Source organism: Curtobacterium sp. NPDC087080 (assembly GCF_044745105.1).
Classification (GTDB): Bacteria; Actinomycetota; Actinomycetes; order Actinomycetales; family Microbacteriaceae; genus Curtobacterium.
Genome location: NZ_JBIUZP010000003.1, coordinates 97721 through 119655, shown reverse-complemented (window position 1 = coordinate 119655; position 21935 = coordinate 97721). Strand labels below are relative to the sequence as shown.

21 protein-coding genes are annotated in these 21935 nt (G+C 73.2%); 15 read left to right on the top strand and 6 right to left on the bottom strand.

Annotated elements, in window-relative coordinates; genetic code table 11:
* Positions 1 to 13: 13 nt before the first annotated feature.
* The 8 genes from ACIPEQ_RS08795 (at position 14) to ACIPEQ_RS08760 (ending at position 7651) form a co-directional block, all read left to right on the top strand.
* Positions 14 to 541 carry a cytidine deaminase gene (locus ACIPEQ_RS08795; RefSeq protein WP_402714860.1) on the top strand — a complete coding sequence of 176 codons (528 nt, stop codon included), beginning with the start codon at positions 14 to 16 and terminating at the stop codon, positions 539 to 541.
* A 4-nt stretch (positions 542 to 545) separates the two neighbouring features.
* Positions 546 to 1835 (top strand): thymidine phosphorylase, encoded by a 1290-nt coding sequence (locus ACIPEQ_RS08790; protein WP_402462437.1) that lies wholly within the window; start codon positions 546 to 548, stop codon positions 1833 to 1835.
* 134 nt (positions 1836 to 1969) lie between these two features.
* Positions 1970 to 3082 (top strand): adenosine deaminase, encoded by a 1113-nt coding sequence (locus ACIPEQ_RS08785; RefSeq protein ID WP_402462434.1) that lies wholly within the window; start codon positions 1970 to 1972, stop codon positions 3080 to 3082.
* Positions 3083 to 3084: 2 nt separating this feature from the next.
* Complete coding sequence (locus ACIPEQ_RS08780; RefSeq protein ID WP_209678350.1) at positions 3085 to 3531, top strand: PTS sugar transporter subunit IIA; 447 nt, start codon at positions 3085 to 3087, stop codon at positions 3529 to 3531.
* Positions 3528 to 3806: a PTS sugar transporter subunit IIB gene (locus ACIPEQ_RS08775; protein WP_126890996.1), complete on the top strand. Its 279-nt coding sequence runs from the start codon at positions 3528 to 3530 to the stop codon at positions 3804 to 3806. The genes ACIPEQ_RS08780 and ACIPEQ_RS08775 overlap by 4 nt, the downstream gene beginning before the upstream one ends.
* Positions 3807 to 3838: 32 nt before the next feature.
* Positions 3839 to 4666, top strand: coding sequence for a purine-nucleoside phosphorylase (locus ACIPEQ_RS08770; protein ID WP_402462429.1), 828 nt, complete (start codon positions 3839 to 3841; stop codon positions 4664 to 4666).
* Positions 4667 to 4758: 92 nt separating this feature from the next.
* On the top strand, positions 4759 to 6408 hold the full coding sequence (locus tag ACIPEQ_RS08765; protein ID WP_402462455.1) for a phospho-sugar mutase: 1650 nt from the start codon (positions 4759 to 4761) through the stop codon (positions 6406 to 6408).
* Positions 6409 to 6697: 289 nt separating this feature from the next.
* Positions 6698 to 7651 carry a hypothetical protein gene (locus ACIPEQ_RS08760; RefSeq protein ID WP_402462426.1) on the top strand — a complete coding sequence of 318 codons (954 nt, stop codon included), beginning with the start codon at positions 6698 to 6700 and terminating at the stop codon, positions 7649 to 7651.
* A 145-nt stretch (positions 7652 to 7796) separates the two neighbouring features.
* On the opposite strand, the gene ACIPEQ_RS08755 is transcribed toward ACIPEQ_RS08760, so the two are convergent.
* Complete coding sequence (locus ACIPEQ_RS08755) at positions 7797 to 9575, bottom strand: biotin carboxylase N-terminal domain-containing protein (RefSeq protein WP_250367293.1); 1779 nt, start codon at positions 9573 to 9575, stop codon at positions 7797 to 7799.
* Between the two features lie 79 nt (positions 9576 to 9654).
* A complete protein-coding gene (locus ACIPEQ_RS08750) occupies positions 9655 to 10464 on the bottom strand; it encodes a Maf family protein (RefSeq protein ID WP_402462423.1) in 810 nt (269 codons plus the stop codon).
* A gap of 14 nt (positions 10465 to 10478) precedes the next feature.
* On the opposite strand from ACIPEQ_RS08750, the gene ACIPEQ_RS08745 reads away from it, so the two are divergent.
* From ACIPEQ_RS08745 to ACIPEQ_RS08730, 4 genes are all read left to right on the top strand, one after another.
* On the top strand, positions 10479 to 11738 hold the full coding sequence (locus ACIPEQ_RS08745) for a class I SAM-dependent RNA methyltransferase (RefSeq protein WP_402462420.1): 1260 nt from the start codon (positions 10479 to 10481) through the stop codon (positions 11736 to 11738).
* A gap of 122 nt (positions 11739 to 11860) precedes the next feature.
* Positions 11861 to 12577, top strand: a complete 717-nt coding sequence (locus ACIPEQ_RS08740) for a response regulator transcription factor (RefSeq protein ID WP_058728855.1) — start codon at positions 11861 to 11863, stop codon at positions 12575 to 12577.
* Between the two features lie 5 nt (positions 12578 to 12582).
* On the top strand, positions 12583 to 13881 hold the full coding sequence (locus ACIPEQ_RS08735; protein ID WP_402714859.1) for a sensor histidine kinase: 1299 nt from the start codon (positions 12583 to 12585) through the stop codon (positions 13879 to 13881).
* Entirely contained in the window at positions 13878 to 14924 is a 1047-nt protein-coding gene (locus tag ACIPEQ_RS08730) for a hypothetical protein (protein ID WP_402462412.1), read from the top strand. The genes ACIPEQ_RS08735 and ACIPEQ_RS08730 overlap by 4 nt, the downstream gene beginning before the upstream one ends.
* 462 nt (positions 14925 to 15386) lie before the next feature.
* On the opposite strand, the gene ACIPEQ_RS08725 is transcribed toward ACIPEQ_RS08730, so the two are convergent.
* A complete protein-coding gene (locus ACIPEQ_RS08725; RefSeq protein WP_402462409.1) occupies positions 15387 to 15662 on the bottom strand; it encodes an acyl-CoA carboxylase subunit epsilon in 276 nt (91 codons plus the stop codon).
* The gene (locus tag ACIPEQ_RS08720; RefSeq protein WP_126890673.1) at positions 15662 to 17257 is read right to left on the bottom strand and encodes an acyl-CoA carboxylase subunit beta; all 1596 of its coding nucleotides are present in this window, start codon (positions 17255 to 17257) and stop codon (positions 15662 to 15664) included. The genes ACIPEQ_RS08725 and ACIPEQ_RS08720 overlap by 1 nt, the downstream gene beginning before the upstream one ends.
* A 74-nt stretch (positions 17258 to 17331) precedes the next feature.
* Here ACIPEQ_RS08720 and ACIPEQ_RS08715 point away from each other — a divergent pair, with 74 nt between their 5' ends.
* From ACIPEQ_RS08715 to ACIPEQ_RS08705, 3 genes are all read left to right on the top strand, one after another.
* Positions 17332 to 18186, top strand: a complete 855-nt coding sequence (locus ACIPEQ_RS08715; protein WP_402462406.1) for a biotin--[acetyl-CoA-carboxylase] ligase — start codon at positions 17332 to 17334, stop codon at positions 18184 to 18186.
* A gap of 4 nt (positions 18187 to 18190) precedes the next feature.
* The gene (locus tag ACIPEQ_RS08710) at positions 18191 to 18709 is read left to right on the top strand and encodes a PH domain-containing protein (protein WP_402462403.1); all 519 of its coding nucleotides are present in this window, start codon (positions 18191 to 18193) and stop codon (positions 18707 to 18709) included.
* 72 nt (positions 18710 to 18781) lie between these two features.
* Positions 18782 to 20089, top strand: coding sequence for a UDP-glucose dehydrogenase family protein (locus ACIPEQ_RS08705; RefSeq protein WP_402714858.1), 1308 nt, complete (start codon positions 18782 to 18784; stop codon positions 20087 to 20089).
* 36 nt (positions 20090 to 20125) lie between these two features.
* On the opposite strand, the gene ACIPEQ_RS08700 is transcribed toward ACIPEQ_RS08705, so the two are convergent.
* A complete protein-coding gene (locus ACIPEQ_RS08700) occupies positions 20126 to 21379 on the bottom strand; it encodes a glycosyltransferase (protein ID WP_402462397.1) in 1254 nt (417 codons plus the stop codon).
* 51 nt (positions 21380 to 21430) lie between these two features.
* Positions 21431 to 21916: a GtrA family protein gene (locus ACIPEQ_RS08695; protein WP_126890678.1), complete on the bottom strand. Its 486-nt coding sequence runs from the start codon at positions 21914 to 21916 to the stop codon at positions 21431 to 21433.
* Between the last annotated feature and the right edge of the window lie 19 nt (positions 21917 to 21935).

Below are 21935 nucleotides of genomic sequence, written 5' to 3'. Positions count from 1 at the left end.
GGAGGCGCGGCACATGACCCACACGAACCCTGCGGACGGCGACGCGGTCGCCACCGACCCCGCGACCGGCGAGCCGTCCTGGACGGACCCGGGCACGAGCCTCCAGGCCGGCTCCGGGGCCGACGTCGACGCGAGTGTCGACGTCGACTGGAGCGCCCTGCGGGACGCTGCGACCGCCGCGATGCGGCGGGCGTACGCCCCGTACTCGTCGTTCCCGGTGGGTGCCGCGGCGCTCACCGACGACGGACGGATCGTCTCCGGCTGCAACGTCGAGAACGCGTCGTACGGGGTGACCCTGTGCGCCGAGTGCTCGCTCGTGTCGCAGCTGCACATGACCGGCGGCGGCAAGCTCGTGGCGTTCACCTGCGTGGACGGCGACGGCGCGACGCTCATGCCGTGCGGCCGGTGCCGGCAGCTGCTGTTCGAGCACTCGACCGAGGGCATGCTCCTCGAGACCGTCTCCGGGATCCGCACCATCGACGAGGTCCTCCCGGACGCGTTCGGGCCGCGGACGCTCGCCACCTACCAGCAGGAGCACTGATCACATGGCCGTCGAGCCCTTCGACACCGTCGACCTCATCCGTACCAAGCGCTCGGGCGACGCCCTGGCCACCGCCGAGATCGACTGGCTCGTCGACGCCTACACCCGCGGGTACGTCGAGGACCCGCAGATGGCGGCGCTGGCGATGGCGATCTTCCTGAACGGCATGGAGCGTCGGGAGATCAAGGACCTGACGCTCGCGATGATCGCGTCGGGGGAGCGGATGTCCTTCGACGCCCTCGGCAAGACCACCGTGGACAAGCACTCGACCGGTGGTGTCGGGGACAAGATCACGCTGCCGCTCGCGCCGCTCGTGGCGTCGTTCGGCGTGGCGGTCCCGCAGCTGTCCGGGCGTGGGCTCGGGCACACGGGCGGCACGCTCGACAAGCTCGAGTCGATCGCCGGCTGGCAGGCGTCGATCTCGAACGACCGCATGATGCAGGTGCTGTCCGACGTCGGTGCGGTCATCTGCGCAGCCGGCTCCGGCCTGGCTCCGGCGGACAAGAAGCTCTACGCGCTCCGTGACATCACCGGCACCGTCGAGTGCATCCCGCTCATCGCGTCGAGCATCATGTCGAAGAAGATCGCCGAGGGCACGGGTGCGCTCGTGCTCGACGTGAAGTTCGGGTCCGGCGCGTTCATGCCGACGTACGAAGCGTCGAAGGAGCTCGCGCAGACGATGGTCGACCTCGGGAACGACGCCGGCGTCGCCACGTCGGCGCTGCTCACCGACATGGAGGTCCCGCTCGGGCTGACCATCGGCAACGCGCTCGAGGTCCGCGAGTCGGTCGAGGTCCTCGCCGGTGGTGGACCAGCCGACGTCGTGTCGCTGACCGTGTCGCTCGCCGAGGAGATGCTCCGGCTCGCCGGTCTGCCGGACGCCGACCCGGCGGCGGCGCTGGCCGACGGCCGGGCCATGGACACCTGGCGACGGATGATCTCGGCCCAGGGCGGCGACCCCGCCGCCGAGCTGCCGGTCGCCCGCGAGCAGCACGTGGTCACGGCGAGCGAGTCCGGCGTGCTCGTGCAGCAGGACGCCCTGCCGTTCGGCATCGCCGCGTGGCGTCTCGGTGCCGGTCGTGCGCGCGCGCAGGACCCGGTGCAGGCGGGCGCCGGCATCGAGCTGCACGTGAAGCCGGGCGACACCGTCACGGCCGGGCAGCCGCTCTGGACGCTGCACACCGACGAGCCGGCGCGCTTCGACCGGGCACTGGAGTCGCTCGAGGGCGCATGGGCGATCGGGTCCTCCGCGCCGGAGCGCGGACCGATCGTGCGCGAGCGCATCACGGGCTGAGCGCCACGGCCGCGACCCGGCCACGCCGACGACCGGAGGCTCCCCGCACGGATGTGGGGAGCCTCCGGTCCGTCCGGCCGTCCGTTGTGCACAGGGACGGACGCGGCGTCGGCGACCACCGATAGCCTGGGACCATGAGCGCCGACGCCCCCACCTACCGCCTGCCCGACGCCGGAGCGGCCATCGACGACCTGCCCAAGGTCTCGCTGCACGACCACCTCGACGGCGGGCTGCGCCCGGCGACGATCGTCGACCTGGCGGACCAGGCGGGCATCGAGCTGCCGGTGACGGACCCCGCGGCCCTGGGGGCGTGGTTCGCCGAGCAGTCGAACAGCGGCTCGCTCGTCGAGTACCTGAAGACCTTCGACGTCACGACCTCGGTCATGCAGACCGCACCGCAGCTGCACCGCGTCGCGAAGGAGTTCGTCGAGGACCTCGTGGCCGACGGCGTGGTCTACGGCGAGGTCCGCTGGGCGCCGGAGCAGCACCTGCGGGGCGGGCTGACCCTCGACCAGACCGTCGAGGCGGTGCAGGCCGGCATCGAGGAGGCCGTCGGCGCCGCCGGCGGTGCGATCCGGATCGGTCAGCTCGTCACCGCGATGCGCCACGCCGACCGGTCCCTCGAGATCGCCGAGCTGGCGGTCCGGCACCGTGACCGCGGTGTGGTCGGCTTCGACATCGCCGGGGCCGAGGCCGGGTTCTCGCCGGCGAACCACCGCGCGGCCTTCGAGTACCTGGCGTCGGAGCTGTTCCCGGTGACCGTGCACGCGGGCGAGGCCGACGGGCTCGCGTCGATCCGCTCGGCCCTCGTGGACGGTCGTGCGCTGCGCCTCGGGCACGGCGTCCGGATCTTCGAGGACATCACGCTGTCGGACGCCGGTGACGGCTCGACGCTCGCGTCGCTCGGCGAGGTCGCGTCGTGGGTCCGCGACCGCGAGATCCCGCTCGAGGTCGCGCCGCAGTCGAACCTGCAGACCGGCGCGATCGCCGCGTGGGGCGACGACCTCGCCGACCACCCCTTCGACGTGCTGTACCAGCTCGGCTTCCGCGTGACGGTGAACACGGACAACCGCCTGATGAGCGACACGTCGCTGTCGAAGGAGCTCGCGCTCCTGGCGGGCACCTTCGGGTACGACCTCGACGACCTCGCCGCCTTCCAGATCAACGCCGCCCTCGGGTCGTTCCTGCCGCTCGAGGACCGCGAGGAGATCATCGCGACCATCACGGCCGGACACCAGGAGGCCTAGCGATGTCCCTCCCGCCGTTGCCGGACGACGCCGTCGTGCTCGGGGCGACCGCGTCCTCGTGGCGCGACGCGCTGCGGATCGCCGGTGGTGCGCTCGTCGACTCGGGCGCCGCGACGCCGCCGTACACCGACGCGATGATCGACCTGGTCGACGAGCACGGGCCGTACATCGTCATCTCGCCCGGGCTCGCGTTCGCGCACGCCCGGCCGGGGCCCGCGGTGCTGCGGGACGGACTGGCCGTCGTGACGCTGCGCGAACCCGTGTCGTTCGGCCACCCGCACAACGACCCGGTGTCGGTCGTACTCGGGCTCGCGGTGGCCGAGGTCGGGACGCACCTCGAGTCGATCGGCGACATCGCGAACACGTTCAACGACGACACCGTGACCGCTCGGCTCGCGGCGGCGACGTCGGCGGACGAGGTCCGGGCGATCATGGGGGTGTCGGCGTGAAGATCGTGACGATCTGCGGTGCGGGGATCGGCTCCAGCGGCATCCTCAAGGTGAACGCCGAGAAGGCCCTCGGCACGCTCGGGCTGTCCGCGTCGGTCGTCGCCGCGGACGTCGCCTCCGTGCGCGCGGTGGCGGAGGACGCCAACGTGATCCTGACGAGCCAGGAGTTCGTCGAGGCGATCGGGGACACCTACGCCGAGGTCATCGTGATCCGGAACCACTTCGACCAGGGCGAGATCACCGCCGCGGTCGACCGGGCGCTCGGGGAGCACTGAGCGGCTCCCGACGCTGCCTCTAGAGTTGGGGCATGAGCACGGAGAACCCGCTGAACGACCCCGCCGCCGACCCGTTCGAGGTCGCCCGCGACGCCGCCGCCGTCATCGCCGACCGGTCCGGCATCGAGCGGCACGACATCGCCCTGACCCTGGGCTCGGGCTGGGGCAGGGCGGCCGACATCATCGGCGAGACGGTGTCCGAGATCCCCGCGGCCGAGGTCCCCGGCTTCAGTGCCTCGGCGGTGCCCGGCCACTCCGGCACGGTGCGGTCGATCCGCCTGCAGGACGGTCGGCACGCACTGGTCATCGGTGCGCGGACGCACTACTACGAGAACCACGGCATCCGTCGCGTGGTGCACAGCGTCCGCACCGCTGCGGCCACGGGTGCGACCGTCATGGTGCTCACGAACGGTGCCGGCGGCATCAAGGAGCACTGGAAGCCGGGCACGCCGGTCCTCATCAGCGACCACATCAACCTGACGGCGGACAGCCCGCTCGAGGGCGCCACGTTCGTCGACCTGACCGACCTGTACTCGTCGCGGCTCCGCGAGGTCGCGAAGTCGATCGACCCGACCCTCGACGAGGGCGTCTACACGCAGTTCCGCGGCCCCCACTACGAGACCCCGGCCGAGGTGCAGATGGCGAAGACCATCGGCGGCCACATCGTCGGCATGTCGACCGCGCTCGAGGCGATCGCCGCGCGTCAGGCGGGCATGGAGGTCCTCGGCTTCTCGCTCATCACGAACCTCGCCGCGGGCATCCAGAAGACCCCGCTCTCGCACGCGGAGGTCCTCGAGGCCGGGCGCGAGGCCGAGCCGGTCATCGCCGACCTCCTCGCCCGCGTGGTGGCGGCGCTGTGACCCGGCAGGAGGGCGCCTCGGACGGCGCGATCGCGGACGGCGACCTCGGCGAGGGGACCGAGCCCGTCACGGAGGGCGCTGCTGCTGACGGTCTGGAGGCCGTGCTCACCGCCGCCAGGCAGTGGTCGTCGCAGGACCCGGACGACGAGACCCGCGCCGAGCTGGACGCGCTCGTCGCGTCCGCCTCGGGTGACCCCGCGGACGAGGCCGCCGTCGCGTCGCTCCGCGAACGCTTCTCCGGACGCCTCGCCTTCGGCACCGCGGGGCTGCGCGCCGAGCTCGGCGCCGGTCCGCAGCGCATGAACCGCGTCGTCGTGACACAGGCCGCCGCGGGTCTCGCGCGCTTCCTGATCGACACCGGACGCGACCGCAGCGTCGTGATCGGGTACGACGGCCGGGTCAACTCGGACGTCTTCGCCCGCGACTCGGCCGAGGTCATGCGCGGCCTCGGGCTCGAGGTCACGCTGCTGCCGTCGGCGCTGCCCACGCCGGTGCTCGCGTTCGCGGTGCGCCACCTCGGTGTCGGGGCGGGCGTGATGGTGACCGCGAGCCACAACCCGCCGCGGGACAACGGCTACAAGGTGTACCTCGGGGGCGAGGACGACGGCTCCCAGATCGTCCCGCCGGTCGACGGCGAGATCGCCGCGGCGATCGACACGGTCGCCGCAGGTGACGTCCGCGACCTCGTCCGCGCGACGGACTACACGGTGGCGGGCCCGGAGCTCACGCGGGCGTACGTCGAGGCGACGGCCGCGACGGTGCCGGCCCCGGCCCTCCCGGTCGACGCGCAGCCGAAGGTCGTCTACACGGCCATGCACGGGGTCGGGTGGGAGACCGCTCGCGCCGTGTTCGCGGCCGCGGGGTTCGCGGAGCCCGCCGTGGTGCCCGAGCAGATCGAGCCGGACGGTGCCTTCCCCACCGTGTCCTTCCCGAACCCGGAGGAGCCGGGCGCGATGGACCTGTCGGTCGCGCGCGGTGTCGCCGTCGGTGCCGACCTGGTCATCGCCAACGACCCCGACGCGGACCGCCTCGCGCTCGCGATCCCCGACGGCGCCGGGTCGTTCCGCCGCCTCTCCGGCAACGAGGTCGGCTGGCTGCTCGGCTGGCGGGCAGCGGCGGCCTCCGGCCAGGGCGGGACGCTGGCGGCGTCGATCGTGTCCTCGCCCGCGCTGGCCCGGGTCGCCGAGCGGTACGGGCTCGAGTACCGGGACACGCTGACCGGCTTCAAGTGGGTCTCCCGCGTGCCCGACCTGGTGTTCGGCTACGAGGAGGCGCTCGGCTACCTGGTCGACCCGACGGTCGTCCGGGACAAGGACGGCATCTCCGCCGCGCTCGCACTGCTCGACCTCGCCGTCTCGCTCGCCGCTTCCGGAAAGACGGTCGCTGACCAGCTCGAGGCCTTCGCCGCCGAGTTCGGGGCCTTCGCCTCCGGGCAGGTGTCGACCCGCGTGGACGACCTGTCGCGCATCGGCGAGGTCATGGCGTCCCTGCGGTCGTCGGCGCCCTCGTCGCTCGGTGGTCGTGCCGTCGTCTCGGTGACGGACTACTCGGGCGGGGCCTCGGGCTTCCCGCCGTCCGACATCCTCCGCTACGACCTCGACGGGGGCGCACGGGTCATCGTCCGCCCGAGCGGCACCGAGCCCAAGGTGAAGGTCTACATCGACACCGTGGCCGAGACCCCTGCCGAGGCGCAGGCGCTCGTCGAGGCCCTCGCCGCCGACGTGCGCCCCCTCGTGTCGTAGCGGCGCGGCTGCTCCGGCGGCCGTACCGCCGGCGCGGCTGCTGCGGCGGCCGTGCCGCCATCTGCACAACCGGCAGCACCTCGCGCCACGGAATCACCCGGCGCGAGGTGCTTTCCGTTGTGCACGAGCATCTGGCGCCACGCTAAGACGTGTGGTGTCTCGGGACCGATGTCGAGTGCGGGCCCGATGGGCGACCGGTCCTCCTGCACAGAGCGGGGACGAGCGCGTACTGTTCACAGGTTCTACCGGGAGGCTCGTGGCCGGTCTGCGCGCACGTCACGCTCGGCCCATGGCGACGTTGGAAGTCCTGGTCGGTGGCGGCGCGGACGAGACCGGGCGGCGCGGGCGAGACCACCGCGATCGCGCCCTGCGCGGAGAGCTCGTACGACTGACGCCGGGCAGGTTCGTCGCTGCGGACGAGTGGCGACGCGCGACTCCGGGGGAGCGGCACATCGCGCGGGTCAAGGCGGTGCACGACCGTCTCGCACCGCGGCTGGTGGTCTCGCACGCTTCCGCCGCGGCACTGCACGGGCTGCCGTGGCCCGGCGAGTTCCCGGCGACGGTCGAGGTCATCGACCCGCTGCGGTCGACCGGCCAGTCGCTGCGTTCCGTGCACAAGCGGGCCGGCCTCGGGCGGACGCTCCGGACGTCGTTCATGGTCGCCAACGGGCGGGCCCTGACCGATCTGGCGAGCACGGCGGTCGACCTCGCGCTGACCTGTCCGCTCCGCACGAGCGTGCCGGCGATCGACCGGGCGCTCGCACGTGGGTGCAGTCCCGACGAGCTCCGCGCTGCGCTCGACGCGAGTGCCGCCGTGCAGTTCCGAGCGAGGGCCGAGCGTGCCCTCGATCTCGCCGACGGACGCTCCGGGTCACCGGGGGAGTCCGTCGCTCGGGTGGCGCTCGACGAGGTGGGGGCGCCGACGCCGTTGCTGCAGCACGAGTTCCGTGACGACTCCGGCACGGTCGGCTTCGTCGACTTCTGGTTCCCGGATCAGGGCGTGGTCCTCGAGTTCGACGGTCGGGTGAAGTACGCCGATCCGTCGATGCGCGCCGCGGGCATGACTGCCGCAGACGTCCTCGTCGCGGAGAAGCAACGAGAAGACCGTCTTCGTCGCCACCCCGACGTCCGGGCGTTCGGCCGGGTCAGCGTCGCCGAGACCGACGACACCGGACGGCTGCGCTCGGTCCTGCTGGCGTTGGGCGTGCCGACCACGCGGCGCCGCTTCACGACCGTCCGATGAGCACGCCTCCCGTGGACGATGCACGGCGCGATGTGCCGCAGCACAACCGAAAGCACCTCGCGCCACGGAATCGCGTGGTGCGAGGTGCTTTCGGTTGTGCGGGCGCCGGCGCGTGCCGCGTAGCGCCGCGCCGCACGGCCCCGCGCTACGCGAGCTCGAGCAGCACGTGGCCGGACGAGATCGTCTGGCCGACGGGAGCGTTCAGGCCGGTCACGACACCGTCGCGCGGGGCCTGGACGGGCTGCTCCATCTTCATGGCCTCGAGGACGACGAGCAGGTCGCCCTTCACCACGGTGTCACCCTCGGCGACCGCGAGCTTCACGACCGTGGCCTGCATCGGCGACGTCACCGAGCCCGACGAGGCCAGGCCGCCGCGGACGCCCGACGAGCGACGCTTCGGGGGAGCGGAGGGGCCGGCCGGACGGCGACCCGCGGCACCCGCGGCGCCACCGCCGACGATCGAGGGCATGGTGACCTCGATGCGCTTGCCCTGGACCTCGACGACGACGCTGTCGCGCGCTGCCGGTGCGGGGAGCTCCTCGGGAGAGCCGCTCCAGGCGGGGATGTCGTTCTGGAAGTCGGTCTCGATCCACTGCGTGTACACGCTGAACGGCGTCTCGTCGTCCGTCGCGAACGCGGGGTCCGACACGACCGCGCGGTGGAAGGGCAGCACGGTCGGCAGACCGGTGACCTCGAACTCGGCGAGGGCACGACGGGAACGTTCGAGCGCCTCTTCGCGGGTGGCACCGGTGACGACGAGCTTGGCGAGCATCGAGTCGAACGAGCCGGAGACGACGTCACCGGACACGACGCCGGAGTCGACGCGGACGCCGGGGCCCGAGGGAGCGGTGAAGGCGTGGACCGGACCGGGCGCCGGGAAGAAGTTGCGGCCCGGGTCCTCGCCGTTGATGCGGAACTCGAACGAGTGGCCGCGCGGGGTGGGGTCCTCGTAGTCGAGCGTGCCGCCCTCGGCGATCCGGAACTGCTCGCGGACGAGGTCGATGCCCGTGACCTCTTCCGAGACGCAGTGCTCGACCTGCAGGCGGGTGTTCACCTCGAGGAACGAGACCGTGCCGTCCGCGCCGATGAGGAACTCGCACGTGCCGGCGCCGACGTAGCCGACCTCGCGGAGGATCGCCTTCGACGACTCGTACAGGCGCGTCTGCTGCTCGGGCGTCAGGTACGGCGCCGGAGCTTCCTCGACGAGCTTCTGGTGGCGACGCTGCAGCGAGCAGTCGCGGGTGGAGACGATGACGACGTTGCCGTGCTCGTCGGCCAGGCACTGGGTCTCGACGTGGCGCGGCTTGTCGAGGTACTTCTCGACGAAGCACTCACCGCGACCGAACGCGGCGATGGCCTCGCGCGTCGCCGACTCGAACTGCGAGGCGACCTCGTCGCGCGTCCGTGCGACCTTCAGGCCACGGCCGCCGCCGCCGAAGGCCGCCTTGATGGCGACCGGCAGACCGACCTCGTCCGCGAACGCGATGACCTCGGCAGCGTCCGCGACGGGCTCGATGGTGCCCGGCGCGAGCGGCGCGCCGACCTTCTCGGCCACGTGGCGCGCGGAGACCTTGTCGCCGAGCTGCTCGATCGACTCCGGCGAGGGGCCGATCCAGGTGAGCCCGGCGTCGATGACGGCACGGGCGAAGTCGGCGTTCTCGGCGAGGAACCCGTAGCCGGGGTGCACGGCGTCAGCGCCGGACCGGCGGGCGACCGAGATGATCTTGTCGATCACGAGGTAGGTGTCGGCGCTCGTGGTGCCGTTCAGCGCGTAGGCCTCGTCGGCGAGGCGGGCGTGGAGGGCGTCGCGGTCCTGGTCGGCGTACACCGCGACCGAGGCCTTGCCAGCGTCGCGAGCCGCGCGGATGATGCGGACGGCGATCTCGCCGCGGTTCGCGATGAGGACCTTGCTGATACGGGGCATGGTACGTCAGCGTATTCGTGCAGCGGCGGCCGGTTTTGACCGGCACGTACAAAGAAACCGCGCCGAGCAGTGTGGATGTCTACAGTTCCCACAGATCGTGCCAGGCGACACCGAAGCCGCGGAGCAGCATCGACCGCAGCACCGGCAGGGACAGCCCGACCACGGCCGACGGTGCGCCGTCGATCCGGGTGATGTAGGCGGCGGCCCGCCCGTCGATCGTGAAGGCCCCAGCGACCTCGAGCGGCTCGCCCGTCGCCACGTAGGCGTCGATCTCGTCGGCGGACACGTCCTCGGCGAAGGTCAGCACCGCGCTGTCCACCGCCACGACGTGGTCGCCGGCGGCGACCAGCGTGGACCCGCCGGGCGCGACGTCGCCCAGGTGGCCGGCGGTGCCGAGCGGCCCGCCGCCCGACGCGGCCACCCGCCGGACGGGAGGCACGGTGCCGGTCCGGCCCGCGCCTCCCGACCGGCCCCCACCCGCGTCGACGGCGTCGGCCGGTCCGCGGTCCAGCCGCCGGTCCACGACGCAGTGGCCGCTCCACAGCGTTCCGCCGCCCGCGGCGAGCATCTGACGCCACCGCTCCTTCGCCACCTCCGGGTCGTGCGGCTTGCCGTGCAGGACCCCGTCGACCTCGAAGGCGGAGTCGCCGCCGAACACGAAGCCGTCGACCGCGGAGCCGGCGACCCGGGCGTCGGCGACCGCGTCCGCCTTGGCGACCGCGAGGAGTCCGACCAGCTCGGGGCCGGTGAGGTCGCGACCGAGCTCGGCCCGCGCGGCGGCGACCGCAGCGTCCTCGTCCACCCCCGGTGCGACGAGCACCGGCTCGATGCCGGTCTGCGCCAGGAGTGCGCGGCGGGCGGGGGAGGTACTCGCGAGGTACAGACGCATGGGAACATCGAACCATGGGTGAATCCGTCGGAACGCTGCTCGAACTCGACGTCACCGGGATCGCCCACGGCGGCATCTCGGTGGCACGGCACGAGGGGCGCGTGGTCTTCGTCTCGGATGCGGTGCCGGGCGAGCGCGTCGTGGCGCGCGTGACCGAGGACCGGAAGAAGTCGTTCTGGCGCGCCGACACGGTGTCCGTCGTGACGCCGAGCGAGCACCGCGTCGACCACGTCTGGCCGGAGGCCGCCCTCGACCGCGACCCCGCGGTGCGCGCCGGCGGGGCGGAGTTCGGGCACATCGCCCTGCCGCACCAGCGCACGCTCAAGCACGACGTCCTGGTCGACGCGTTCTCCCGCTTCGCCCGCACCGACCTGACCGAGGTCCTCGGGCACGACGTCGTGGTCGAGGCCGCTCCCGGCGACGACGAGGCGAACGGCCTCGGCTGGCGCACGCGTGTCCGGCTGCACGTCGACGAGGACGGCACGGCGGGCCCGTTCGCCTCGCGCTCCCACACGGTCGTGCCGGTGACCTCGCTCCCGCTCGCCGCCGCGCGGGTGCAGGAGAGCGCGCCGCTCGGACGCGGTGCGATGCCGGGTGCGTCGGTCGTCGACGTCCTCGCACCGAGCGGCGCCGAGGGGGCCCGGCTCGTGATCGACGAGCAGAAGCCCACCGTCGTGACCGAGCTCGTGGGGGAGCGCTCGTTCACCGTCGACGACAACGGCTTCTGGCAGGTGCACCGCCAGGCCCCGGCCGTGCTCACCGCGGCGGTGCAGGACCTGGTCGACCGTGACCGCCTCGACCCGGAGGGGCAGCACCTCGACCTGTACGGCGGCGTCGGACTGCTCGCTGCGGCGCTCGGGGACGTCGTCGGCCCGAAGGCCCGCATCACCAGCGTCGAGAGCGCGCCCCGGGCCACCGAGCACGCGCAGGAGAACCTGGCGGAGTGGATCGGCGCGCGCGCCGAGACCGGCCGGGTGGACCGCTGGCTCGCGCGGACGGCCGCGGACGCGTCGCGACCCGAACTGCAGCGCTTCCGCGCCGGCACCGTCGTGCTCGACCCGCCGCGCTCCGGTGCCGGGCGCGAGGTCGTCGTGCAGGTCGCGGCGCTCCAGCCCGCCCAGGTCGTGTACGTCGCGTGTGACCCGGTCGCCCTGGCGCGCGACGTGGCGACGTTCGCCGACCTCGGGTACCGGCTCGAGGCACTGCGGGCGTTCGACCTGTTCCCGCACACCCACCACCTCGAGGCGGTCGCGCGCCTGGTGCCGATCGCCTGACCCCGAGGCCGCAGTGTGACGCGGTGTCCCACAACTCCGAGTCTGGGTCCGACCTGGGTATCCTTGGTCGGTGATCGCTCCCGGCGACAGGGGCCGGGCGTGCATCGGAACGAGAGGCCACCGTGGCAGCAGACACGAACACCAGCAGCGGAGCGACCGGACTGGCCACCAGGCCCGTCCGCGTCGCGATCGTCGACGACCACGAGTCCGTGCGGCTCGGCATCCAGGCGGCGTGCCAGAACGAGGGGTTCGAGGTGGTGCTCACCGCCGCGAGCGTGCCCGAGTACGTCGCGCAGCTCGGCGGGCGCGAGGTCGACGTCGTCGTGCTCGACCTGTCGCTCGGCGACGGATCGACCGTGACCGCGAACGTGAAGGGTGTGCAGGGCACCGGTTCCGCGGTCCTCGTCCACTCGATCGCCGACCGCGTCGCGAGCGTGCGCGAGGCACTGGCCGCAGGGGCGGCCGGGGTCATCCCGAAGTCGTCCGCCACGAAGACCGTCATGGCCGCCGTCGCGACCGTCGCCCGCGGGGACGTCCTCAACAACCTCGAGTGGGCGAGCGCGATCGACGCCGACCGGGACTTCGCCAAGGCGCAGCTCGGTCGCCGTGAACGCGAGATCCTGCACCTGTACGCCTCGGGCCTGCCGCTCAAGCTCGCGGCCCAGCAGCTCGGCATCGGGTACTCGACGGCGCGCGAGTACCTCGACCGCATCCGCGTGAAGTACGTCGAGGTGGGCCGTCCCGCGCCGACCAAGGTCGACCTGCTCCGCCGTGCGGTCGAGGACGGCATCCTGCCCGGGCTCGACTCGGGCATCGACCCCGACACCGACGGCCGCTGACCGGGATGGCCACCACGGCCGGGCCGGCGCGGTCGGCAGGGGCCCCGGCGGGAGCAGCCGGAGCGGCGCGACCGGCGGACGGCGCGATCCCGGCCGAGCCGGCACCGTTCGGTGCCGACCCCCTGCGCGGGGTGCGTCCGACGATCACGCAGGCGTCGGTCGAACGGCTCTTCGCGGTCCTCATCGCGATCGCCGCGGTCGCCTACGGTGCCGTCTACGCACCGCAGGTCGTCGGACAGCTGCCGTACCTCGACCCGGTGTGGGGACCGGTCGCGGCGGTGGCCCTCGGCGCCTCGTTCGTCGCGGTCGGGGTGTCCGCGTTCGCGCAGCGCTGGGCGCAGGTCGCCCAGATCGTGTGCGCGTTGCTGCTCCTCGTCGTGCTCGTCACCTGGCCGCTCACCGTCCGCGAGGACATTCCGGACGACCAGTACCCCTGGCCGTGGTGGTTCCTCACCGTGGGGTCGACGGCGGCGGCGATGGGGTTCGCCCCGTGGCGCGCGACCGTCTACACCGCGCTCGTGCCCGCCGTGTACGTCGTCGTGCGGCTCACCCCGGCCGGTGGTGACGCCGGTGCCAGCGCGGTGCTCCAGGGCGTCTACACGGCGATCCTCAGCGGTGCGGTCCTCGTCATCGCGGTGCTCCTCCGCCGGGCGGCCGCGTCCGTGGACACGGCACAGGCCACGGCGGTCCGGCGCTACTCGCTCGCGATCCGTGAGCACGCGACCGAGGTCGAGCGGGTGCAGGTGGACGCGATCGTGCACGACAGCGTCCTGACGACGCTGCTCTCGGCCGCGCGGGCGGAGACGCCCGAGGCGAAGGCCCTCGCCGCACGCATGGCCCGCAACGCCATCGACCACCTCGGTGCCGCCGCGGCCGACGTGCCGGGGGAGGCCCCGCCGGTGACGGTGCACGACCTCCGTGGTCGGATCACCGCGGCGGTCGGCGCGCTCGCGGCCCCGGTGCACCTCCGTGATGCGCCGGTCGGGGGCATGAGGCTCCCCGCGACGGTGGCGGACGCACTGGCCTCGGCGGCGCTGCAGGCCTCGGTCAACAGCGTGCAGCACGCCGGAGGGCCGGAGGTCGACCGGTGGGTCCGGGTCGAGCAGCGCGGGGGCGCCGTGCACGTCGAGGTCGGCGACGACGGCGCCGGCTTCGACCTCGGCGCCGTCCCGGCCGCACGGCTCGGCGTCCGTCGGTCGATCATCGAGCGCGTGCAGGCCGTGGGCGGCACGGCGGTGGTCGCGAGCAACCCCGGGGCGGGGACACGGATCCGGCTCGAGTGGCACCCGGAGGAGCGCGCATGAGGGTCTCGCTGCCGGCCGGCATCGCGATCGGGCTCGCCGCGCTCTTCTCGCTCTTCCACCTCGTGCTCGGCGTGGCGTCCTTCGGGGTGGTCCGCGAGGTCGGTCCCGTGCTCACCTGCATGGCGCTCTACGCAGCCGCCAGCGCCGTCGCGATCTTCCTGCCAGGCCGCACGCTGCCGATCTGGGCCGCGTGTTTCTGCCTCGCGACGGCGCTCGTCATGCCGGTCATCGCAGCACCCGTGGTCGACCTCGCGGACAAGAACGACTCGACCACCTGGTGGATCGCTGCGATCGGCACGCTCATGGTCGTGCTCGTCGTCCGCGGACGCCGAGCCTTCGCGTGGGTCGGCGTGGCGTTCGTCACGCTCTTCGGCGTCGCCTGGGCCGGGCCCGGCGCGTTCGGGGAGCTGGGCCTCGTCGGCAACCTGACGTGGGTCGCGGTCGCCACCGGCTTCGCCGTGGCGATGGCCCGGGCGACCCGGACCACCCAGGAGTTCCTCCGCGCCGAGCAGGAGACCGCGGACTGGCAGGCTGCCCAGGACGCGCACGTGTTCGAGCGGCAGTTCCGCCTGAGCCAGACCACGAGGATGGCGCTGCCGATGCTCCAGCGGGTCATCGAGCAGGACGGGGACCTGACCGACGCCGAGCGCGCGGAGTGCCTGCACCTCGAGCAGGCGATCCGCGACGAGATCCGCGGTCGGGCGCTGCTGTCGGACGACGTGCGCGACGAGGTCATGCGCCTGCGGCGTCGAGGCGCCACGGTGCAGCTGCACGACGACGGCGGTCTCGACGACCTCGAGATGGACGACCTCCGCCGCGTGCACGCCGAGATCGCAGACGCGCTGCGCCGTGCCCGGGATGCCGACAACGTCATCGTGCGCACGGTGGGCGAGGGGTCGGACGCCGCGGTCACGATCGTCGGGCTGCGGCTGGACACCGCGGCGAGCGAGTCCGCGGCACTCGGTGCCGGTACCGACGACGATGACGACGAGGACGACTCCGTGGTGCTCTGGACCGAGATCCCGCGCCGCGCGGCGGTCTGAGGACGCTCGCGAGCCGAGCCGAGCCGAGCCGAGTCAGTCCGGAAACGGGGAACGGGCCGGTCCCGAGGGGCCGGCCCGTTCACGACCCGAGCCTGAGCGACAACCCGAATGTCGCCCTGGCTCGCAGCTGGTCGGAGGCGTCGTACCCTAGTCGGCCACCGACCAACGATGTTCTTCTGTGAAGGACACCGAACACGAACAACTATGCCCGCACTGCGGGCCCGTGTCAGTCGTCATTATGGGGGACAAATCACGAACGACCGGCCGTTCCGCACCGGCCTTGTCCCCCGATGGAGGGGAGACCGACCGGGAAGTGCACCGTGCAACCGGGCGGCGAGGTCGGCGGTGTGCAGGGCGACAGGGGTACACGGCGCCGCCGGTACCCCCGGATGCACGAGACCCCCGCCGGTGGACGGCGGGGGTCTCAGGTGCGCGCGCTGGTCCGCGCACACGACGCGGTGGTCAGCGCAGCGACCGGCTCCAGGCGCCACGACCGTGGTCGAGCGGACGACGGAGGCCCCGGGCGGACGCGTCCCAGCCGGCTCGCGGCGAGTCGGTGACCTCGGCCCGGCCGAGCGCAGCGGCCTCGTCCGCCTGCCGCTGGAGGACGGCGACGACGGCTGCGAGCTCCTCGGGGGACGGGTCGCCGGAGACGACGCGGACGTCGGCCGCGACAGGGACGGTGGCCTCCGCGGTGACGGTGGCGTCCGCGGGGACGTGTGCTGCGTGCCTGCCCATCAGAGCGGGATGTTCCCGTGCTTCTTCGGCGGCAGCGAGGCACGCTTGCCCCGGAGCGCCCGCAGCGCCTTGATGACGGAGACGCGCGTCGCGTGCGGCTGGATGATGCCGTCGAGCTCGCCGCGCTCGGCCGCCAGGTACGGCGACGCCACGTTGTAGGTGTACTCGTTCGCGAGCCGGGTGCGGACCGCGGCGACGTCCTCGCCCGCCTCCTCAGCACGCTTGATCTCGGCGCGGTACAGGATGTTGACGGCACCCTGGCCGCCCATGACGGCGATCTCGGCAGTCGGCCACGCCAGGTTGATGTCGGCGCCGAGCTGCTTCGACCCCATCACGATGTACGCGCCGCCGTAGGCCTTCCGCGTGATGACGGTGACGAGCGGCACGGTCGCCTCGGCGTACGCGTACAGCAGCTTGGCGCCGCGGCGGATCACACCGGTCCACTCCTGGTCGGTGCCGGGCAGGTACCCGGGGACGTCCACGAGCGTCAGGATCGGGATGCCGAACGCGTCGCAGAACCGCACGAAGCGCGCGGCCTTCTCGCCGGCGTCGATGTTCAGCGTCCCGGCCATCGCCTGCGGCTGGTTCGCGATGATGCCGACCGTGCGGCCCTCGACCCGGCCGAAGCCGATCATGATGTTCGGCGCGAAGAGCGGCTGGACCTCGAGGAACTCGCCGTCGTCGACGATGTGCTCGACGATCGTCGTGACGTCGTACGGCTGGTTCGTCGAGTCGGGGATGACGACGTCGAGCTCGTGGTCGGCGTCGGTCGTCTCGAGCTCCGGCGCGACGTCGTACGCGGGCGGGTCGGAGAGGTTGTTGTCCGGCAGGAACCCGACGAGCGATCGTGCGTAGTCGAGCGCGTCGGTCTCGTCCTCGGCCAGGTAGTGCGCGACACCCGACACGGCGTTGTGCGTCTGGGCCCCGCCGAGCTCCTCGAAGCCGACGTCCTCGCCGGTGACGGTCTTGATGACGTCCGGGCCGGTGACGAACATGTGACTCGTCTTGTCGACCATGATCACGAAGTCGGTGAGGGCGGGGGAGTACACCGCACCGCCGGCGGCCGGACCCATCACGATGGAGATCTGCGGGATGACCCCGGACGCCTGCGTGTTGAGGCGGAAGATCTCGCCGTACTTGCCCAGGGCGACGACGCCCTCCTGGATGCGGGCGCCGCCGGAGTCGAGGATGCCGATGATCGGGACGCCGGTCTTCAGCGCGTGCTGCATGACCTTGACGATCTTCTCGCCGGCGACCTCGCCGAGCGATCCGCCGAAGACGGTGAAGTCCTGCGCGTAGACCGCGACGTTGCGGCCGTGGATCGTGCCGACGCCGGTCACCACGGCGTCACCGTAGGGGCGCTTGGCGTCCATGCCGAACGAGGTGGTGCGGTGGCGGACGAACTCGTCGAACTCGACGAAGGAGTTCTCGTCGAGGAGCTGCTCGATGCGCTCGCGGGCGGTGCCCTTGCCCTTCGCGTGCTGCTTGGCGATGGCGGCCTCGCCCGCGGCGGTCACGGCCTCGTGGTAGCGGTCGCGCAGGTCCGCGAGGCGACCGGCCGTGGTCGAGAGGTCGGGGGTGTCTCCTGTGGTCACCCGCTCACCCTACCGGCGGGCGGGACGGGGCCGGTTGGAGGACCCCCACGGTTCCTGCCCGTAGATTTGCGTGCATGTCCACACCCGTCCCGTCGGTCCTGCCGCGTGCCCGCGCCGTCGTCGAGGCCGCGGGCGGGCTGTTCGACCACGTCGAGCGCACCGGTTCCACGAACGCCGACCTGCTGGCCGCCGCGCCCGGTCGGGCGCACGGCAGCGTCGTGGCCACGCTCGACCAGACGGCCGGGCGTGGGCGGCTCGACCGGTCCTGGAGCGCGCCCGCCGGGCAGACCCTCGCGGTGAGCCTGCTCCTGCGCGCCGACCTGGACGACCGCGACCGCGGGTGGCTGCCCCTGGTGGCCGGCACCGCGATGCGCGACGCGGTGTCCGCGGTGCTGGCGGACGTCGACGAGCCGGGTCGCGCCTCCCGTCCGGAGGCCGACGCGACGTCCCCGACGGAGCCGCGCGTCCTCGTGAAGTGGCCGAACGACGTGCTGGTCGACGGGCGCAAGGTGTGCGGCATCCTCTGCCAGGTGGCGGCGGACGGCAGCGTCGTCGTCGGCGCCGGCGTCAACCTGACGATCCCGGCCGATGCGCTGCCCACGCCGACCGCCACGTCGCTCGCGGTCGCGGGCGCACGCGACGACGCCGTCACGCTGGCCGACGCGGTCCTGGCCGACTGGTCCGCGGCCGTCCTGGAGGCGGTGCGCGCGTTGGTCGCGGGAGGTCCCGGTACCGGGGCGGTCCGGTCCCGCGTCCGCGCGGCCTGCGGCACGATCGGTCGCCGCGTCCGTCTGGTGCTGCCGGACGGCACCGTCGACGTCGTCGACGCCACGGGCATCGACGACGACGGCCGCATCACGATCCGGGATCGGGACGGGCGATCCAGGGGCGTCGCGGTGGGGGACCTCACCCACCTGCGGTATGCATGACGGCATGACCGCCGAGCCGCCGCCCGAACGCGTCGTCGCGCGGCTCCGACCGCATGCGCGCCGGCTCGTCCGCCCCGCGGTCTTCGTGGCGCTCGTCGCCCTGGCCGGAGGGTTCGGCTTCGGTGTCTTCCGTGCGCAGCTCGCCTGGCTGAACGCGGTGGTCGCCGGCCTGACGGTGCTCCTCGTCGTGCTCGGCGGGCTCGTGCCGCTGCTGCGGTGGATGTCGGAGCGGTACGTCGTGACCACCCGGCGGCTCGTCGTGGTGCACGGTCTCGGGACGCGCACGCGCCGGGAGCTCCTGCACTCGCGGGGGTACGACGTGACGGTGCGCCGGCGCGGGCTGCAGGGCGTGTGGCGGTCCGGGGACGTGCTCGTCTTCCCCGGCGAGGAGACGCCCGTCGTGCTCGGGGACGTGCCGCACGCGGACCTCGTGGTGGCCGTGCTCCACGACCTCGTCGAGGCGCACGAGGCCCGGCGTCGGCACCGGGAGCCCGACTGGGACGAGATCGTCGGCGGGTACTGACCGGAGCCGAGTTCACCTCATGATCACCGTGTCCCGGCAGGGTCGGGCCACGGTGTCGGGTAGCGTCGTCCCGTGCGCATCTCCGTCATCGGCTGCGGGTACCTCGGTGCCGTGCACGCCGCCTCCATGGCCAAGCTCGGACACGAGGTCGTCGCGGTCGACGTCGACCCGGTCAAGATCGAGCGGCTCGCCGCGGGCGAGGCCCCGTTCTTCGAGCCCGGACTGCCCGAGACCCTCGCCGAGGCGCTCGCCTCCGGGCGCATCCGCTTCACCACGGACATGGCCGAGGTCGCCGGGTCCACCGTGCACTTCCTCGCGGTCGGCACCCCGCAGGGTCCCACCGGCGCCGCGGACATGCGGTACGTCGACGCCGCCGTCGCCTCGCTCACGCCGTACCTGACGGACGGTGCGTTCGTCGTGGGCAAGTCGACCGTCCCGGTCGGCACCGCTGCGCGCCTCGCCGCCGAGGTCGGCGCCGCCGTCCCCGGTGCCACCCTGGTGTGGAACCCGGAGTTCCTCCGCGAGGGCTTCGCCGTGCAGGACACCGTCTCGCCCGACCGCTTCGTCTACGGCGTCCCGGACGGCGACGCGGGCCAGCGTGCCGTCGCCGCGCTCGACGAGGTCTACGCGCAGGCGCTCGCCGCGGGGACGCCCCGCCTGGTGGTCGACCTGGCCACGGCGGAGCTCGTGAAGATCAGTGCGAACGCGTTCCTCGCGACGAAGATCTCGTTCATCAACGCGATGGCGGAGATCGCCGAGGTCGCCGGGGCGGACGTCACGGCGCTCGCCGACGCGATCGGGTACGACGACCGGATCGGCCGGAAGTTCCTGAACGCCGGCCTCGGGTTCGGCGGCGGGTGCCTGCCGAAGGACATCCGCGCGTTCCAGGCGCGTGCCGACGAGCTGGGCGTCGGACGGTCACTCGGGTTCCTCGCCGAGGTCGATGCGATCAACCTGCGGCGTCGCGCCCACGTGGCGACCCTCGCCGGGGAGCTGCTGGGCGGCTCCGTCGCGGGGCGCCGCGTGGCCGTGCTCGGTCTCGCGTTCAAGCCGAACTCGGACGACGTCCGCGACTCACCGGCGCTCGACATCGCCGCACGCCTCGTCGAGCTCGGGGCGACGGTGCTGGCGTACGACCCCGCCGCGAACCACACCGCAGCCCGGGTTCGCCCGGAGGTCGCGACCGTCGACTCCGCCGCCGAGGCGCTGCGTGACGCCGACCTCGTGCTCGTGCTGACCGAGTGGGCCGAGTTCCGCGAGCTCGACCCGCGGGTCGTCGCCGACCTGGTCGCCGCACCCGTCGTGCTCGACGGCCGGAACTGCCTCGACCGCGACGCGTGGACCGCCGCCGGGTTCACCGTGCGCGGCATGGGGCGGTGATCGGCGCGGTCGCTCGCTGACCGGGCCCGCGCGCGGTCAGTCGGTGCGCTGCCCCGCCGCGGCCCGCAGCACCGCCCGGTACCGTTCGCCGATGCGGTCACCGGTGTAGGACTCCGCGACCCGCCCGGCCCGGGTCTGCCACCGCTCCCGCCCGTCCCGGTCGGTGAGGGCGCGCCGGAGCGCCGAGACCAGCGCGTCGACGTCGCCGGGCGGCACGAGGAGACCGGAGACGTCGTCCTGCACGACGTCGCGGATCCCCGGCATGTCGCTCGCGACGACGGTGGCCCCGACGGCGGCGGCCTCGAGGAGCGTCACGGGGAGCCCCTCCTGGTCGCCGTTCGACGCGGGGACGGACGGCACCACGACCACCTCGGCGGACGCCAGTGCGTCGAGGACCTCGTCCTTCCCGCGCTGACCGACGAAGGTCACCGGCAGTCCTGCGGCCCGCCGCTCCAGTCCGGCGCGGAGCGGGCCGTCACCGACGACGACCAGCTCCCACGCGACGTCGTCGATGCGTCGCAGCGCGTCGAGGAGGACCGCGAAGCCCTTCTTCTCGACGAGCCGACCGACGGCCACCACCCGTCCCGGCACCCGTGCGGTCCGTGCCCGGGCGGCTGCGGCCGGCCCGGTCTCGACGCCCATCGGCACGACGCTCGTCCCGGCCTCGGGGACACCCCACCGGGTGAGCCGCTCGCGCATCTCGCCGTTGACCGTCGTCACGTGCGCCGCACGTCGCAGCACCCAGCGCTTCAGGCGCACCAGGGGTGCGGCGCGCAGGGCGTAGACGTCGCCGCCGTGCGTGGTGACGACCATCGGCACCCGGGGCGCGGCGAGGGTCGCGACCAGGGCCTGCGGGACGGCCCAGTGGGCGTGCACGACGTCGGGTCGACCCGCCCGGACCGCGCGTCGGACCGCCAGGTACTGCGCCACGAGCAGGGCCGGGACCTGCAGCACGCGGCTGCGGCGGGCCCGGAGGTTGTCGAGGATCGCCCCGTCGGCGAGGTCCTCGAACCGTCGGGGGAAGTACGGGTAGCGCACCACCCGGACCCCGTCGACGACCTCGTCGGCGGCGGCACCGGGCACCCGGGGCGTGAGGACGACGGTGTCGAACTCCTCGGCCTCGTGCCGCGCGAGGTCGAGCACGAACGCGGGCACGCCGTCGTCGGGCCGGGCGGGGAAGGTCGATGCGAGGACGAGGAGCCTCGACCGCCGGTGCGGCGCACCGTCCTGGCCGGGGGCGTCGCCTCCGGCGGGGTCCTCAGCGGGCTCGGCGGTCGGTCGGAGGCGCATCGAGCCATCCTACGGACGACACCGTGCCCCGGTGGCCTGCGCGGCGGCGGTTCAGACCTCGTGCGGGAGCCGGGCGTCCTCGGTGACGACCGTGCGCTCGGCCTCCTGCTGCACCCGGTCGGGGTGGTACACCCACACCTTGTAGAGCCAGAAGCGGAAGGCGGTGCCGAGCAGGAGCCCGATCACGTTGCCGGACACGTTGTCCGCGAACGCCGACGTGAAGCCGAGCACGTAGTGGGAGATCCCGAGGCAGCCGAGCGAGATGGCCATGCCACCCAGCGAGACGACGAGGAACTCCACGCCCTCCCGCGCGGCGACCGACCGACGCTGGTGGCGGAACGTCCAGTACCGGTTGCCCAACCAGTTCACGGCGATGGCGAGCACCGTCGAGATCACCTTCGCCCAGAAGGGCCCCGAGTGCACCTCGTCGGGGGACAGCACGGTGGCGCGCAGCAGGTTGAACACGCTGAAGTCGACGACGAAGCCGACGGCTCCGACGACTCCGAAGCGGGCCAGCTGCGCGATGAGTCGCCGCACGTCGTCTCCAAGATCCGTA